The following is a 15,401-nucleotide window of genomic DNA, read 5'->3' as shown; positions in this document are numbered from 1 at the left end:
CATTTCTTCTTATTTCCAGTTATTTCGGACTTTTTCAATCCCAAAGCTCCTAAAAGTGATGAAATTGTGCGTTTTTAGAGCGGTTACTACCATTCACTTTAATTTTACATTGCAATAAAAATTTAAAACTTGTTATTGTGTTGACGCGTGACTTCATAACGCGAATGCGGGATACTCCCGAGCGCGTCGCCGAATAGGATGAGAGTGAGTTCATCCGCGCGGCCTACATAATTTTTCGTGGCACCCCTCACTTCTCAGTTATTTTACAGGGGCCACAGTAAACAAGTATGAGAAAGTAAAATGGCTATTAATTTTGTACCGCTAGATAAAGAAAAACACAAAGACGTAAAAGTCGCGGTTAGCAATACCTTTAAGTTTGCGAAAGATACGCACCTTGCTGCAGCCACTATCCGTGAGTTTGCTCAATTAGCTGCCACTATGCCGCTAGTATTTATTGAAGATGCTAATGCTAAACGCCACCATGTTGTTGCAATGCTTGGTATGGAACAGAACAAAAACCTGTTTCTAACTGGTGACAAATGGCAGGGCCCTCACGTTCCAATGAACATCCTTCGTTACCCTTTTGATGTTCGCCCTGATGGCGAGAAGCTAGGCGTATACATTGATGAAAACAGTGACCTAATCGGTGAGGAAGGCGAAGCCTTATTTACTGATGCTGGTGAGCCAACGGAATTTTTGCAAAACCGTCAGCAGTTTTTAGCTGATCTTGCAAACAGCGAAATGGTTACACAGCGTTTTGTTCAACAAGTTGTTGATCTAGACCTGTTAGATCCAATTCAAATTCGTCTTACTTACCAAAGCGGCCAACAACGTAACGTTACTGGCATGTTAAGCATTAACGAAAAGAAAGTACTTGAGTTGCCAGAAGAGAAAGTGACTGAGCTTCACAAGTCTGGTTTCTTAGGCGCTATGTACGCGGTAATGATGTCAGCAGGCCAATTGAACCGTTTAGTTGAGCTTTCAAATGGTACAGACAACCCAATTCGCAGCATGCAATTGTCAGTGGTTAAGCCTGAAGAAGCACAAGCTGAAGCGCCAAGCGCATAGGTATTATCATCCACTAGGGTGATTAAAGCGCTAAGCTAGACAATAAACCGATACTGGGAAACGAGTATCGGTTTTTTCGTATTTATCATCTTTACTTTCCCCACCCCCTTTTTATTTTGCCCCTCTTTTCTTAGGGGTTATCAACTACTTCGCCAAAATACTGTATATGCACACAGTTCAAAGCCAGTAAATACGTGGCCTTCACTATGCTTTTTAGCTTGACAGTGGGGATCATTGATACCTAAACTGTCAATCAGTGGGTAAATGTGGCGAATAGTGGATCGAACCATCATTGTTTTGCAGATCAGTACTCAAAAAACAAGAAAACCAAGAGCAAAATATAGAAGGCTAGGGGAATGTTCCGCGGCGCTAACGCAATCAATCTGGATACAAAAGGCAGACTAGCGATACCGACAAAGTATCGGCAGTCGCTGCTGGATGATTGTAATGGACAGCTGGTCTGTACGGTCGATACACAGCAAAGTTGTTTGCTGCTTTACCCACTTCCCGAATGGGAAGAAATTGAGCTTAAACTCATTAAGTTCTCAAGCATGATTCCGGCAGAAAGACGCATGCAGCGTTTATTACTGGGTCATGCTACAGAAGGTGAAATGGACAAAAGCGGTCGAATTCTGCTTCCTACTCCGCTACGCCTTCATGCTCACCTATCAAAAGAAGTCATGTTAGTTGGTCAGTTGAATAAGTTTGAAATTTGGGATGCTGAAGTATGGGCTGAACAAGTTGAGCTTGATATGGATACCGAACGCAAAGGCGAATTTGAACTCACCGAACGTTTACAGGACTTTTCCTTATGAGCCAATCTAGCGAATTCAAACATGTTTCTGTACTTCTCGACGAGTGTATAGAAGCATTAGCTATCAAACCTGATGGCATTTATATTGACGCCACATTTGGCCGTGGAGGCCATTCTGCGCATATTCTTGATGCATTAGGTAGCGATGGTACCCTAATCGCGTTTGATCGCGACCCTCAGGCTATAGAAGCTGCTAAGCGTTTTGCAGATGACAGCCGCTTCCGTATTATTCATTCTCCTTTTGGCGACATGGCCGAAGAAATTGAAGCCTTGGGTTTAACCGGAAAGATTGACGGCGTATTAATGGACTTGGGTGTTTCGTCTCCTCAACTTGATGATGCCGAACGTGGTTTTAGTTTCCTTCGCGACGGTCCGCTAGATATGCGTATGGACACCTCCCGTGGTGAAAGTGCAGCCGATTGGCTAGCCCGTGCTGAAGAACAAGACATTACCCAAGTGATTAAAGAGTTTGGTGAAGAGAAGTTTGGTAAACGCATCGCGCACGCCATTGTAAATACTCGCGAAACCACGCCTATTACCCGTACTGCTCAGTTAGCCGCACTTATTGATGAAGCCGTACCAGTAAAAGATAAGTTTAAACACCCAGCTACTCGCGCATTTCAAGGCATCCGAATTTACATTAATGCTGAACTAGAGCAACTGCGAATAGGCCTAAAAGCAGCCACTCAGGTGTTAGCAAAAGAAGGTCGCTTAGCGGTCATTTCTTTTCATTCTTTAGAAGACAGACTCGTAAAACGCTTTATAAAAGACCAAAGCAAAGGCAAATCAGTACCGCATAATCTGCCTATAACCCAAGCTGAAATAGATGCCGATAAAGTTTTAAAAGCGCTAAGTCGTGCCATAAAACCCTCTGAATTGGAGATTGCGAACAACGTTCGCTCACGCAGTTCCGTGTTAAGGGTGGCCGAAAAGCTATGACGTTAGGTAAGCCTGATAGGGCAAATACAAACTTCAGTTTACTGCTGATTATTGTGTCAGATTTAACCCGCAACAAGTTGCGGGTTTTGTTGTATTTAGCGGTTCTGCTTAGTGGCATGGCGGTTATCCTTGGTAGCCACCAAAATCGACAGCAAGTTATTGCCCTTGAAGACCTGATGCAACAAAAAGATGAGCTCGACGTTGAATGGCGCAATTTAGTGCTAGAACAACGTGCGCTGACCGAACATAACCGCATAGAAACCTTGGTTGAAAAGCAACTTGATATGTATCGTCCTACAGCCGATGACGAAGTGGTAGTGAGACTTAAATGACCACGCCAACCGTTAAACGTAGCCGCAAAGCGAGCGGAGCAAAACAAAACGTCACACCAAGCTTGGTGCACTGGCGCTTTGTGGTTGTGCTTATCGTGGTTATCTCGGTTTTCGCGGCACTGGCTGCCCGCGCGGCGTTTATTCAAGTTATTGAGCCTGATGAACTTATCCAACAAGGCGATAGCCGTACCTTGCGTACGCGCAACATGCCTACCTATCGCGGGCTGGTGACAGACCGAAATGGTGTTGAACTAGCTGTAAGCGTGCCGGTTCGGGCCATTTATGCCGACCCTAAAATTATTCATGAGAACGATGGCCTTGCTGAACCTCGTCGTTGGCAAGCGCTGGCCGATGTACTAGGCCAATCGGTAGATAGCTTACAAGAAAAAGTGAGCAATCCTAAACGCCGTTTTGTGTACTTGCAGCGCCAAGTGTCTCCTGCCATGGCCGAGTATGTCGATAAGCTTGATATTCCAGGTATTTACTTACGCCGTGAGAGCCGTCGTTATTATCCTACCGGTGAAGTGTCGGCCCAATTAATCGGTGTTACCGATGTAGATGATACAGGTGTTGAAGGCTTAGAGCGTATGTACGACGAGTGGCTAACAGGCACGCCTGGCTCACGTAAAATTCGTCGAGATGCCAAAGGTCGTCAAGTAGAAATTTTAGAAACCACCACGGGTGAAGATGCAGGCAACCTGCAACTGACTATCGACCAACGTATTCAAGCGTTAGCGTACAAAGAAATTAAAGAAGCCATGATTTACTATCAATCTAGTTCTGCCTCGGCAGTGGTGATTGATGTAAAAACGGGCGATGTACTGGCCATGGTAAATGCGCCGTCTTTTAACCCTAACGATCGCAGTAATATTTCACCCCACCGCATGCGTAACCGCGTTATTACCGATGCATTCGAGCCCGGTTCAGCGTTGAAGCCGTTAGCGGTATTAACTGCTATGGAGTTCGGTGAAGTAGAAGCGGAAGATGTGGTAGATACTAACCCTGGTTGGATGCGCCTAGGCGGAAGCTTAGTTAAAGACTCGCGTAACTATGGCGAGCTTACTCTTGAAGAAATTATTCAGCATTCAAGCAATATGGGCACCTCGAAATTAGCGTTGTCTGTGCCTAAGCAATTTCTACTCGATACCTATTACAACATTGGGCTGATGTCAGATACTGGCCTAAATATGGCCGGTGAAAGCAGTGGTATTTTCTACGACCGAAGCCGCTGGTCTGAATTCGAACTGGCCACCTTGTCATTTGGCTATGGGATATCGGTAACCACTGCGCAACTTGGTCGCCTCTACGCTACCTTGGCGAATGGCGGTATCAAGCAGCCATTGAATATTATCAAGTCGCCACAGCAAACGGGGTGGCAAGGCCAGCCTGAACGCGTGATCAGTGAAGAGAATGCAAAAGCCATAGTACAAATGATGGAGAGCGTAACTCAACGAGGCGGTACAGCGAAAAAAGCGGCCGTTCCAGGTTACCGTGTGGCAGGAAAAACTGGTACCAGTCGTAAGGCTGTGGCAGGTGGTTATGGCGAAGAGTATGTGAATATCTTTGCAGGTATTGCCCCTGTTTCCGACCCAAGACTTGTCACTATTGTGCTTATTAACGAGCCTGGTGGTGATTTGTATCACGCCGGTGACACTGCGGCACCTGTGTTTTCGTCAATCATGGGCGGTGCTTTACACATGCTTAACGTAACCCCAGATGACAAGCACGTGACGTCAGGCGCGTGGCTGAAAGGAGGTAACAGTGGTAGTTAATTCCTTTATTCAAAGTACTCGTGCGTTGTTGGCAAAGTTTGGTATAGACGCGCCAGATATTCGTATTGAAGGCTTAACCTTAGATAGCCGTGATGTGAATACAAAAACAGCATTTGTAGCGGTTAAAGGTCATGAACGTGACGGAAGAGATTTCATACCACAGGCGATTAGTTTAGGCGCGCGTGTCATTCTGGCGCAAACTGACGACAGTCAAGCCCATGGCCAAATGGAAATGCGCGACCATTCGGTAATTATTTCGTTATATCAATTACCTAGCATGCTGTCGGCCTTGGCGGCTGCGTTTTACGATTACCCTGCGTTGAAAATGATGACAGTGGCGGTAACGGGAACTAACGGAAAAACCTCTACAGTTCAATTGCTTACCCAGTTGAAAGATGCGCTGGGTACGCGCAGTGCGAGTGTTGGCACTCTTGGCAGTAGCGTATATGAAGGTGAAAATACCCAGTGGGTAACGACTGCCGCGGCGAATACTACACCTGATGCTATTCGTTTGCAGTACGTGTTGGCAGAGTTTGTGCAACAAGAGGTGAGGCATACGGCCTTTGAAGCTAGCTCTCATGCATTGGTACAAGGCCGATTAAGCCAAGTGAAAACAGATATTGCGGTGTTTACAAACCTAACCCGTGACCATCTAGATTACCACGGCACCATGGAAGAGTACGCTAAGGCGAAGCGATTGCTGTTAGATCAACCTGGCCTTGAAGCTGTTGTGCTGAATGTGAACGACAGCGAAAGCCAGAATTGGGCTGACTATTTAGACGCCAATGCAGCTAAAGATGAAAGCTCAGAAAAAATAGCAATTAGTAAGCCGAGAGTGACACAAGTATGGACAGGGTTTGAACCTACTGATGGCGTTTTAGCCACGCACAAACAACCACAAGATCGCCATTGTTTCGCCACAAATGTTTCATACCATTCTTCAGGAATTCGATTCGACCTTGTTTCTTCATGGGGCACAGCACCTATTGAGCTGGCATTGTTTGGCTCGTTTAACGTGAGCAATACGCTAAGCGCTATTTCATGTTTATTGGCGCAGGGCGAACGCTTTGAAAATGTAGTGCGGGTAGTGAATGGTTTGCAACCTGTACCGGGAAGAATGGAAGTGTTCCCTGTGGAGGGTAGTGCCAGCGTAATTGTCGATTATGCGCACACGCCAGACGCGTTAGAACAAGTGCTGAAAAGCGCTAAAACACATACTGCCGGCAAAGTGTGGTGCGTGTTTGGGTGTGGTGGCGATCGCGATAAGGGCAAGCGCCCCTTAATGGGCGCGGCGGCTGAACAGCATGCTGACGTGATTGTCATTACCACTGACAACAGTCGTAGCGAGTCGCCAGAAAGTATTGCTAGCGATATTAAGGCGGGCTTGCAACGCCCTAATGACGCAGTAGAAGAAGCAGACAGAGAAAGCGCTATTCGCTATTGCCTAGATAGTGCAGATGAGAACGACATTATTGTGGTGGCCGGTAAAGGCCATGAAGATTACCAGATTATTGGTACCCAACAGACAGACTATAACGAACGTACAGTTGTGGCTCGACTACAGCAGGAGTACAAAAAATGATAACTACAACACTGTCGTGGATAGCCAGCCAAATAGACGGCAAACTTGACGGACAAGATTGTGAAGTCAATGCAGTAAGTACAGACACGCGAACCTTAGATTCGGGCTCTGTCTACCTTGCATTAAAAGGCGATAATTTCGACGGCCATGCTTTTGCAGAAAGTGCTGAAAAAGCGGGCGCAAGTGCAATTATTGCCAGCGAACCTGTGAATGTTTCCATTCCTGTGGTGTATGTTGAAGACACTAAACTGGCTTTAGGCCTTTTAGGCGCTGCCGTAAAACGTGAAGTGGCACCTAAAACCATTGCTATCACAGGAAGTAGCGGTAAGACTACCGTGAAAGAAATGTGTGCGGCTATCCTTGAGCGTCGGGGTTCAGTACTCGCCACAAACGGAAATTTCAATAATGATATTGGGGTTCCGCTAACCTTACTTCGCTTAGAAAAGCATCACGAATACGCGGTCATGGAACTGGGTGCTAATCACCTGGGTGAAATTGCGTACACCACAAATCTGGTTAAGCCTGATGTCGCCACAATTGTAAACGCGGCCGCTTCTCACTTAGAAGGGTTTGGTAGTTTATTAGGTGTGGCACGTGCTAAAAGCGAAATTTTCAAAGGGTTGGGTGACAGCGGGACGGCCATTGTTAATGTAGATAGTCAGTTTGCCGATTTTTGGCAAGGCAAGCTTAAACAAAAGCGTGTATTAACTTTCTCGCCAATGCAAAAGAACGAAGCAGACTTCACTGCCGAAGACATCATCGTCGGACTGGATGGCTGTGCTGCATTCCATTTTTGCAGTAACGAAGGTGAAGTGGCAATCCAACTGACTATTCCTGGAATTCATAACGTTGGGAATGCATTAGTGGCAGCAGCGCTTACCATGCAATTAGGTGCCACTCTTGAGAACGTGCGTGACGGTTTGCTTGCTATGAAGCAAGTGAAAGGTCGCTTGAACGTTAAGACATTAAGTAGCCAAGTGCGTTTGCTAGATGACACTTACAACGCCAACGTTGCTTCGGTTAACGCGGCTATCGATACACTAAGTACCTTTTCAGGCATTAATGTTTTGATATTGGGCGACATGAAAGAGTTGGGCGAAAAAGCGCGCTTCTATCATGAGCAAGTGGGCAACTATGCGCTTAACAATGGTATCGACTACTTATACTCCTTTGGCGTGCTAAGCCAATCTGCCAGCGCTGTCTACGACGCGGCATCTGGAAAAAATGGCGGGCATTTTACCGACATCGACAGTTTGGTGAGCGCGTTAGAGCAAGACTTACAAGTAGAACAACAAGATATTTCAATTTTAGTAAAAGGCTCACGCAGTTCTCGTATGGAACGCGTGGTAGAGGCGATTGAGGCCTCTTCGCTGGGAAAGTTTGAACGCCGTCGGGAGCGTATTGCATGTTAATTTGGCTAGCTGACTGGCTGACACAATTTGATACTGGGTTTAATGTATTTTCATACCTGACCCTAAGAGCGATTTTAAGTACGTTAACGGCGTTGCTCATTGCTATTTTAATTGGCCCTAAAATGATTCGTTATTTGCAAACTATGCAGATAGGGCAAACCGTACGCGACGATGGTCCGCAAAGTCATTTATCTAAATCAGGTACACCTACTATGGGTGGCTTACTTATTCTTGCGGCTATTGTAGTGAGTGTCTTATTGTGGGCAGATTTAAGTAACCGCTACGTCTTAGTGACCTTAGCCGTAGTGGTGTCGTACGGCATTATCGGGTTTGTGGATGACTATCGCAAAGTGATCCGTAAAGACTCAAAAGGCTTGATTGCGCGCTGGAAGTATTTCTGGCAATCGGTGGTAGCCATTGGGGTAGCTTTTTTCCTATATAGCAGTGCCACATTAAGTGCTGAAACCTCATTGCTTATCCCTTTCTTTAAAGAAGTGTTTCCGCAACTAGGCGCCTTTTTTATCATTATTACTTACTTTGCCATTGTGGGCACAAGTAACGCAGTAAATTTAACCGACGGCCTTGATGGTTTAGCCATCGTGCCCACTATTTTAGTGGCAGGCGCTTTCGCTATTTTTGCTTATGTAACCGGTAACGCGAACTTCGCCGATTACCTGAACATTCCGCATATTCCACTTACCAGTGAGTTGGTTATTGTGTGTACGGCCATTGTCGGTGCTGGGCTAGGATTTTTGTGGTTTAACACTTACCCAGCACAAGTCTTCATGGGCGATGTGGGGTCGTTGGCATTAGGTGGCACACTAGGCGTTCTAGCCGTGCTAGTTCGCCAAGAAATTGTACTGATTATTATGGGCGGTGTGTTTGTAGTAGAAACCCTATCGGTCATTTTGCAGGTGGGATCTTTTAAGTTGCGTGGACAACGCATTTTTAGAATGGCACCTATTCATCACCATTACGAATTAAAAGGTTGGCCGGAGCCACGAGTCATAGTGCGCTTCTGGATCATTTCTATCATTTTAGTCCTTGTTGGGCTGGCAACGTTGAAGCTTAGGTAATGACATATAACGTACGTACACATTCTTATGTGGTAGGCGGCCTTGGAGTAACAGGTCAGGCTTGCGTGCGTTTTCTAAAACAGCAAGGGGCGAAGGTAAAAGCCTTTGATACCCGCGATACTTTCAATGTGTCAGCACCATTAAATATCTGCGTAACCACCGGGACATTACCTCGTGATTTTTTCGCAGGCGTTGATACCTTGGTACTTAGCCCAGGCCTACCGCTTAACATTGAACAAGTAAAACAAGCAAAAGCCTGTGGTGTTGAAGTAATTGGCGACGTGGAATTGTTTGCACGTCTTAACACTACGCCAACCATAGGCATTACCGGTTCAAATGGTAAAACCACGGTTACCTTGCTAACAACGCATATGCTGAAAGCTTGTGGGTACGAAGTTTGTGAGGCGGGTAATGTAGGGCGCCCAGTACTTGAAACCCTTCCAGAATCCATGGCAGAGCTTGAAACTCAGTCTTCTTCTTTGGATGTCATTGTTTTAGAGCTTTCCAGTTTTCAGCTTGAAACTACCACTAGCTTGAAGTTGAACGCCGCATCGATTTTGAATATTAGCGATGACCATTTAGATAGACACGGCGATATGCAGCAATACACAGCTGCCAAACAGCGTATCTTTAGTCATTGTGATACCGCAGTGGTATGGCGAGGCGACAAGCAGGTGACGCCAACCTCAAACTGTGAAAACACCATCACTTATGGCCTTGATGCTAGCGATACCGATTTTGGTTTACGCGAAGGCGTTATTACCTTCAACGGTGAAGCGCTGCTTAATACCGCCGATATCCAATTAGCAGGCTTGCACAACGTTTTAAACGTGATGGCGTCGCTGGCGTTATGCCAAACGTTTAGTACTTCGTTGAATAAAGCTACACAACTTAATACAGCTGCACGTGCGGTGGCTAGCTTCACTTCAGCGCCGCACCGCTGCGTAGAAATTGCCAACATTAATGGCGTGAAGTGGATAGATGATTCAAAGGCTACCAATGTGGGTGCCACTATCGCTGCTATTCAAGGGCTAGCTCCTACTACCAATGGAAAAATTATCCTGATTGCCGGTGGTGATAGCAAAGGTGCAGATTTAAGTGCATTAAAACCAGCGCTAGATGAAAGTGTTGGTGAAGTGATTGCGCTAGGCAAAGACGCAGAAAAATTCAGCGCTATCTACAGTGACACCACAATAGTGGCTTCAATGGAGAAGGCGGTATTGGCTGCTAACTTACGTGCTGGTAACGGCGATATCGTCTTGCTATCCCCAGCGTGTGCCAGTATCGACATGTTTAAAAACTATATGCACCGTGCACAAGTATTTACTGATGCAGTCACACATATTACCGAAAAGGTAAAATTTGAAAGTGACGCTGGCGCAATGAAAGCAGCGGGAGGTTTGCCATCATGATGACAGCCGCGAAAGCTTTTAAATCAACCAATGCGTCGCCAGCAGACACTAAATTAAGTGCGTTGTTTGCGGCGCGTCATGACGAAAAAAATCTTCAAAGCCCTTACGATATTGGCTTAATCATTGTTGCGTTAGCACTAATGACGATTGGTATTATCATAGTGACATCTGCTTCAATGCCTGTTGCTGAAAGAATTCACGATAATCCTTTTTACTTTGCTATTCGTCACGGTATTTACATTGTGGGGGCGATTATTGCTGCCATGGTGGTATTAGAGCTTCCTATGCAGTTTTGGCGTAAGGCAAACCCTTATTTGTTATTAGCGGCGATTGGGCTGTTGGTGGCTGTGCTGCTTGTTGGGCGTACCGTAAACGGCAGTACCCGTTGGTTGGCGCTAGGCCCCATCACAATTCAAGCGGCAGAGCCGGCCAAACTTTTCTTCTTCACTTATCTAGCAGGCTATCTGGTTCGCCGTTATGAGGAAGTAACGGAAAACTTAAAAGGCTTCATCAAGCCGCTAGTGGTGTTCTTTGCGTTAGCCATGTTGCTGTTGCTACAACCCGACCTAGGAACCGTGGTGGTGATGTTTGCCACCACCATTGGGTTATTATTCTTAGCAGGTGCTCGTTTATGGCAGTTTTTTGCATTGGTGTTTGCTGGCGTGCTAGCCGTTGTTGCCCTTATCGTGTTTGAAGAATACCGCATGAAGCGGGTCACTTCTTTTCTAGATCCTTGGGCCGACCCATTCGGCGCCGGGTATCAGCTTACTCAATCGCTAATGGCTTATGGTCGAGGCAATTGGTTTGGCCAAGGCTTAGGCAACAGCCTACAAAAGCTAGAGTTCTTGCCTGAAGCGCATACCGATTTTGTTATGGCTATTTTAGCCGAAGAGCTTGGTTTTGTAGGCGTACTGGCTGTACTCGGCTTAATTTTATGGATGGTGGTACGTGCGCTACAAATAGGGAACAAAGCCTTATTGAAATCACGCCCATTCGAAGGGTATTTAGCTTACAGCGTAGGAATTTGGTTCAGTTTCCAAACTGCTGTGAATATTGGTGCAAGTGCAGGCATTCTGCCCACCAAAGGGCTTACGCTGCCGTTAGTCAGTTATGGCGGCTCATCGCTTATTGTTATGTCGGTGGCGGTGGCTTTGTTGTTGCGTATTGATTTTGAACTTCGCGTAGACGGAGTTCAAGCGTTAGGACGCGGCGACAATAAGAAAACCAGTAAAGCAAAGGCAAAGCCTGCAGCTACATCAGCGGCTAAGCCGCCAGTGAAAACAAAGCACACCAATGCTGAACCGTTTGCCGATGCTGAGGCTGATTACAACCAAGTCCCAAGCGTTGAATCAGACACAGAAGCGCCAGAATCAATGCTAGATGATGCTCAATCAAAAGAAGCAAAAAAAGCATCTAGTACAATTTCTCCTGAAGACGAAGGCAAAGCGGGCATAAAAGCCATTCTAGCCAGAGTATCTAAGGAGGCCACCAATGAGTAATCGTTGTCTTATTATGGCCGGTGGTACTGGCGGGCATGTTTTCCCTGGGTTAGCTGTGGCCCACGCTCTGAAATCGGCTGGTTGGGAAATAGAATGGCTTGGCACCGCAGAGCGAATGGAAGCCGATGTTGTGCCTAGACATGGCATTCCTATTCACTTTATTCCAGTGAAAGGTATTCGAGGCAAAGGGCTAAAAGCCAAATTGTCGGGCGGTATAGCACTAATAAAAAGTTTATTTTCGGCTCGCCGAATTATCAAACGTATTGAACCAGATTTAGTGCTTGGTTTTGGTGGTTATGCCAGCGGGCCGGGTGGTGTTGCGGCCAAATCGCTAGGGATTCCTGTTGTTATTCACGAGCAAAACGCGGCGGCCGGCATGACCAACAAGTTATTGGCTAACATCGCTACACGCGTGTTGCTCGGTTTTGAAGATGCAAAACCGCAATTTGCCAAGGTGGCAGCTAAAGTTCACACCGTGGGTAACCCTGTGCGGGACGAAATTTGGCAGGTTAACCCGAAAGAACAAGTTACAGACGAGTCAACAAACGGCACACTTAACCTACTGGTTGTGGGCGGAAGTTTGGGTGCCAAAGTACTTAATGATACTGTGCCCGACACGTGCGCGGCACTAGAGGGTTTATCGATTCGCCATCAATGCGGGAAAGGCAATAAAGCGTCGGTGGAAGCGCTTTATGCAGATTCAGCTAATTCCGTTGAAGTCAGCGACTTTATTGATGATATGGCAGCGGCCTATGAGTGGGCTGACTTTGTGATTTGTAGGGCGGGCGCACTCACCGTTGCAGAAGTGGCGGCAGCGGGCAGGGCAGCATTGTTCGTACCTCTGCCACATGCGGTAGACGACCATCAAACCAAAAATGCGCAGTCGCTAGTGAAACATGGCGCCGCCATTATGATTGCGCAGTCGGTATTGAAAGAGAATTTAAGGCAGGCAGTTCGGCACTGGGTTTCGCACCCTAGCGATTGCCTAAAAATGGGTGCAGTAGCAAGGCAACACGCCAGTACTCACGCCACAGAACATGTAGTAAGCCATTGCATGGCAGTAGTAGGAGAAGGGGAATAATGGTTTTTAAGACCCCATTTGAGAGCCCGCAAATGCGCAGGGTGAAGAAAATATTTTTTATCGGCATCGGTGGTGCGGGTATGGGCGGTATTGCTGAAGTACTGCTTAATGAAGGTTACGATATTGCAGGTTCTGACATAAATTCAGGGCCCATGACTCAGCGCCTTAGTGATTTGGGCGTGGATGTAAAAATTGGCCATAAAGCCGAAAATGTTGATGGTATGGACGTGATTGTGGTTTCAAGTGCCATTAACGAAGCTAACCCAGAGATTATTACCGCCAGAGAACAACGTATTCCAATTATACGTCGTGCGGAGATGTTAGCGGAATTGATGCGTTTTCGTCATGGTATTGCCGTGGCAGGAACTCATGGTAAAACCACCACCACAAGTTTAATCTCGACCATTTTTGCACAAGCACAATACGACCCAACGTTTGTGATTGGCGGTTTGTTGAATAGTGCAGGTACTAACGCGCGCTTAGGCAGAAGCCGTTATTTAATTGCTGAAGCCGATGAAAGTGACGCATCGTTTTTACACTTGCAGCCAATGGTGTCGGTAGTTACAAATATTGAAGCTGACCATATGGATACCTATGGCGGTGACTTCTCGAAAGTGAAAGATACTTTTGTTGAGTTTTTGAGTAATTTGCCATTTTACGGGCAGGCAATTGTGTGTGGCGACGACGCGAACATACAAGAGATTAGCCCTCGTATTGGCCGCAGTATCATTACTTATGGCTTTGAAGCGCACAACGATGTACGTGCTGAGGATATTTCCTTGTCATTCGGGCAAGCTAATTTCACCGTTATACGGCCAGAGCATGAGCCTTTGAAGGTGACATTAAACCTTACCGGTAACCACAATGTGCTAAATGCGTTGGCAGCCATTGCTGTGGCAACGGATGAAGGTATTGATGATGAAGCCATTGTGGCTGCATTGGCGAGTTTTGGTGGGATTGGTCGTCGCTTTGAGGTACTTGGCGATTTTAATACCAGTGTGGGTAACGTTACCTTGGTTGATGATTATGGTCATCATCCTACCGAAGTGAAAGCGACTATAGCGGCAGCGAGAGCCAATTGGCCTGAAAATCGGTTAGTGATGGTATATCAACCTCATCGATTTACGCGAACGCGTGACCTATACGAAGATTTCGTTAACGTACTTTCTTCGGTGGATGTATTGCTGTTATTAGACGTTTATCCGGCAAGCGAACAGCCTATTGAAGGCGCTGACAGTAAATCTTTGTGTCGTTCTATTCGTCAACGTGGCCAAATTGAGCCCGTTTACGTAGGCGGTAAAGAAGCGCTTCCCGCCATTCTTGCCAATATTTTGGTAGAGGGCGATGTCGTGATGACCCAAGGCGCTGGAAACATTGGTCAAATTGCTAAGTTGCTCGCCAGCCGTGAGATGGAGCCAAAAGCGCTGCATCAGGAGAGCGATGCATGAGTCTTTTTAGTAACGTAAAAAAATATGATGTTGCCGAATTTGGAAAAGTGGCGGTCATGTTTGGCGGCGACTCTGCCGAACGTGACGTGTCGCTAAACTCAGGAAACGCGGTGCTTGCAGCGCTTTTAAGAGAAAATGTAAACGCCATAGCTTTCGACCCTGCTGAGCGACCACTTACTGATTTAATCAGCGAAAAAGTCGACCGAGTACTTATCATGTTACACGGTCGAGGTGGTGAAGATGGTTCAATGCAAGGGGCACTACAACTGCTTAAAATTCCCTATACGGGAACGCCGGTTTTAGGTTCTGCATTGGCGATGGACAAAATTCACACCAAGCAAGTATGGCAAAGCCTTGGCTTACCTACTGCTAAATATGAAATTGCTGATAAAAGGCGCTTTGAAGCTGGTAAGTGCAGCGCTATAATGGAAAAGTTGGGGAATGAAGTCATGGTAAAACCGGCCCGAGAAGGGTCGAGTATTGGCATGGCGAGAGTGACAAGCGCTGAACAACTCGAAAATGCCATACAGGACGCCTTTAACTATGATAATCAGGTTCTGTTAGAGCAATACATTAAAGGCCCTGAGTTTACGGTTTCAGTAATTCAGGGGCAGGCATTGCCGTCTATTCGCATGTCTACTCCACATACGTTTTATGATTACGCTGCAAAGTACCAAGACGATACCACAGAGTATTTTTGTCCAAGTGGTTTGTCTGATGAGCAAGAAGCACATCTTGCTCAGCTATCGACGCAGGCATTCGATTCTATTTCCGGCTCTGGCTGGGGTCGCATTGACGTGATGCAAGATAGTGATGGGCATTTTTATTTGCTTGAAGCGAATACGGTGCCTGGAATGACGGAAAAGAGCTTGGTGCCTAAAGCGGCCAAAGTGGCTGGGTTAAGTTTTGATGAACTGGTGCTGGCAATATTGGCCACCAGTTTTGACCCTGACAGCAGAGCATAAA

13 protein-coding genes are annotated in these 15,401 nt (G+C 46.4%); all 13 read left to right on the top strand.

Going from position 1 to position 15,401, the window contains the following annotated elements; translation table 11 throughout:
* Positions 1-300: 300 nt before the first annotated feature.
* Entirely contained in the window at positions 301-1,068 is a 768-nt protein-coding gene (locus KYS23_RS05610; RefSeq protein WP_218397358.1) for a SapC family protein, read from the top strand.
* Positions 1,069-1,424: 356 nt separating this feature from the next.
* Entirely contained in the window at positions 1,425-1,883 is a 459-nt protein-coding gene (gene mraZ / locus KYS23_RS05605) for a division/cell wall cluster transcriptional repressor MraZ (RefSeq protein ID WP_057789935.1), read from the top strand.
* Positions 1,880-2,821, top strand: a complete 942-nt coding sequence (rsmH, locus tag KYS23_RS05600; protein WP_159532778.1) for a 16S rRNA (cytosine(1402)-N(4))-methyltransferase RsmH — start codon at positions 1,880-1,882, stop codon at positions 2,819-2,821. The genes mraZ and rsmH overlap by 4 nt, the downstream gene beginning before the upstream one ends.
* Positions 2,818-3,153 carry a cell division protein FtsL gene (gene ftsL, locus KYS23_RS05595; protein WP_013782930.1) on the top strand — a complete coding sequence of 112 codons (336 nt, stop codon included), beginning with the start codon at positions 2,818-2,820 and terminating at the stop codon, positions 3,151-3,153. Before rsmH ends, ftsL begins: the two co-directional genes overlap by 4 nt.
* Positions 3,150-4,925 (top strand): penicillin-binding transpeptidase domain-containing protein, encoded by a 1,776-nt coding sequence (locus KYS23_RS05590; protein WP_129739878.1) that lies wholly within the window; start codon positions 3,150-3,152, stop codon positions 4,923-4,925. The genes ftsL and KYS23_RS05590 overlap by 4 nt, the downstream gene beginning before the upstream one ends.
* Positions 4,915-6,507 (top strand): UDP-N-acetylmuramoyl-L-alanyl-D-glutamate--2,6-diaminopimelate ligase, encoded by a 1,593-nt coding sequence (locus tag KYS23_RS05585; RefSeq protein ID WP_218418199.1) that lies wholly within the window; start codon positions 4,915-4,917, stop codon positions 6,505-6,507. The genes KYS23_RS05590 and KYS23_RS05585 overlap by 11 nt, the downstream gene beginning before the upstream one ends.
* A complete protein-coding gene (locus tag KYS23_RS05580) occupies positions 6,504-7,919 on the top strand; it encodes a UDP-N-acetylmuramoyl-tripeptide--D-alanyl-D-alanine ligase (protein ID WP_218418198.1) in 1,416 nt (471 codons plus the stop codon). The genes KYS23_RS05585 and KYS23_RS05580 overlap by 4 nt, the downstream gene beginning before the upstream one ends.
* On the top strand, positions 7,913-8,995 hold the full coding sequence (mraY, locus tag KYS23_RS05575; RefSeq protein WP_057789946.1) for a phospho-N-acetylmuramoyl-pentapeptide-transferase: 1,083 nt from the start codon (positions 7,913-7,915) through the stop codon (positions 8,993-8,995). The genes KYS23_RS05580 and mraY overlap by 7 nt, the downstream gene beginning before the upstream one ends.
* Complete coding sequence (gene murD, locus KYS23_RS05570; RefSeq protein WP_218418197.1) at positions 8,995-10,407, top strand: UDP-N-acetylmuramoyl-L-alanine--D-glutamate ligase; 1,413 nt, start codon at positions 8,995-8,997, stop codon at positions 10,405-10,407. Before mraY ends, murD begins: the two co-directional genes overlap by 1 nt.
* Positions 10,404-11,906 carry a cell division protein FtsW gene (ftsW, locus tag KYS23_RS05565; protein WP_246604306.1) on the top strand — a complete coding sequence of 501 codons (1,503 nt, stop codon included), beginning with the start codon at positions 10,404-10,406 and terminating at the stop codon, positions 11,904-11,906. The genes murD and ftsW overlap by 4 nt, the downstream gene beginning before the upstream one ends.
* The gene (murG, locus tag KYS23_RS05560) at positions 11,899-12,987 is read left to right on the top strand and encodes an undecaprenyldiphospho-muramoylpentapeptide beta-N-acetylglucosaminyltransferase (protein ID WP_218418196.1); all 1,089 of its coding nucleotides are present in this window, start codon (positions 11,899-11,901) and stop codon (positions 12,985-12,987) included. The genes ftsW and murG overlap by 8 nt, the downstream gene beginning before the upstream one ends.
* On the top strand, positions 12,987-14,435 hold the full coding sequence (gene murC, locus KYS23_RS05555; RefSeq protein WP_218397365.1) for a UDP-N-acetylmuramate--L-alanine ligase: 1,449 nt from the start codon (positions 12,987-12,989) through the stop codon (positions 14,433-14,435). Before murG ends, murC begins: the two co-directional genes overlap by 1 nt.
* Positions 14,432-15,400: a D-alanine--D-alanine ligase gene (locus tag KYS23_RS05550; protein WP_218418195.1), complete on the top strand. Its 969-nt coding sequence runs from the start codon at positions 14,432-14,434 to the stop codon at positions 15,398-15,400. The genes murC and KYS23_RS05550 overlap by 4 nt, the downstream gene beginning before the upstream one ends.
* Position 15,401 lies beyond the last annotated feature (1 nt).

The sequence above is a fragment of the Alteromonas lipotrueae genome (assembly GCF_019249255.1).
GTDB lineage: Bacteria > Pseudomonadota > Gammaproteobacteria > Enterobacterales > Alteromonadaceae > Alteromonas > Alteromonas lipotrueae.
Note: the sequence above shows the minus strand (reverse complement) of the source record. Positions and strands in the feature narration are given on the sequence as shown.

Bases quoted from the DNA above. Each gene is read 5' to 3' on its own strand.
- KYS23_RS05610 (WP_218397358.1), top strand. From the start codon at position 301: ATGGCTATTAATTTTGTACCGCTAGATAAAGAAAAACACAAAGACGTA.
- mraZ (WP_057789935.1), top strand. From the start codon at position 1,425: ATGTTCCGCGGCGCTAACGCAATCAATCTGGATACAAAAGGCAGACTA.
- rsmH (WP_159532778.1), top strand. From the start codon at position 1,880: ATGAGCCAATCTAGCGAATTCAAACATGTTTCTGTACTTCTCGACGAG.
- ftsL (WP_013782930.1), top strand. From the start codon at position 2,818: ATGACGTTAGGTAAGCCTGATAGGGCAAATACAAACTTCAGTTTACTG.
- KYS23_RS05590 (WP_129739878.1), top strand. From the start codon at position 3,150: ATGACCACGCCAACCGTTAAACGTAGCCGCAAAGCGAGCGGAGCAAAA.
- KYS23_RS05580 (WP_218418198.1), top strand. From the start codon at position 6,504: ATGATAACTACAACACTGTCGTGGATAGCCAGCCAAATAGACGGCAAA.
- mraY (WP_057789946.1), top strand. From the start codon at position 7,913: ATGTTAATTTGGCTAGCTGACTGGCTGACACAATTTGATACTGGGTTT.
- murD (WP_218418197.1), top strand. From the start codon at position 8,995: ATGACATATAACGTACGTACACATTCTTATGTGGTAGGCGGCCTTGGA.
- ftsW (WP_246604306.1), top strand. From the start codon at position 10,404: ATGATGACAGCCGCGAAAGCTTTTAAATCAACCAATGCGTCGCCAGCA.
- murG (WP_218418196.1), top strand. From the start codon at position 11,899: ATGAGTAATCGTTGTCTTATTATGGCCGGTGGTACTGGCGGGCATGTT.
- murC (WP_218397365.1), top strand. From the start codon at position 12,987: ATGGTTTTTAAGACCCCATTTGAGAGCCCGCAAATGCGCAGGGTGAAG.
- KYS23_RS05550 (WP_218418195.1), top strand. From the start codon at position 14,432: ATGAGTCTTTTTAGTAACGTAAAAAAATATGATGTTGCCGAATTTGGA.